The following is a 422-nucleotide window of genomic DNA, read 5'->3' as shown; positions in this document are numbered from 1 at the left end:
GGCCAGTTGTTTCTCTTCCTCGACCACGTCGGCGAACTGCTTGCGCAGCACGTCACTCGGGTTGGTGTAGACCTCGCCGTGGTAGCCGTCGACGATCATCTGGATGCCGTCGACCTTGGAGTACGGCAGGTCGACCAGGCCCATCACCGTCGGAATACCCATGGCGCGCGCCAGGATCGCCACGTGGGAGTTGCCGGAACCGAGTACCGACACCAGGCCCACCAGCTTGCCTTCCGGCACCTCGCCGAGCATCGCCGGCGTCAGTTCTTCGCTGACCAGAATGGTGTTGTCGGGGTAGACCAGCGTCTGCTGCCGCTCTTCCTGCAAGTAGGCGAGCAAACGGCGGCCGAGGTCCTTGACGTCCGAGGCCCGCTCACGCAGGTAGGCGTCGTCCATCAGTTCGAAACGGTTGACGTGATCGG

At 63.7% G+C, this 422-nt stretch carries 1 protein-coding gene; it reads right to left on the bottom strand.

The features are described 5' to 3' along the window. Window positions 1-422, bottom strand: a 422-nt coding sequence (locus AC1DF0_RS32405) for a PEP-utilizing enzyme (RefSeq protein ID WP_477577701.1), incomplete at both ends; no start/stop codon positions are given.

Source organism: Paenibacillus sp. 05T425 (genome assembly GCF_056396205.1).
Note: the sequence above shows the minus strand (reverse complement) of the source record. Positions and strands in the feature narration are given on the sequence as shown.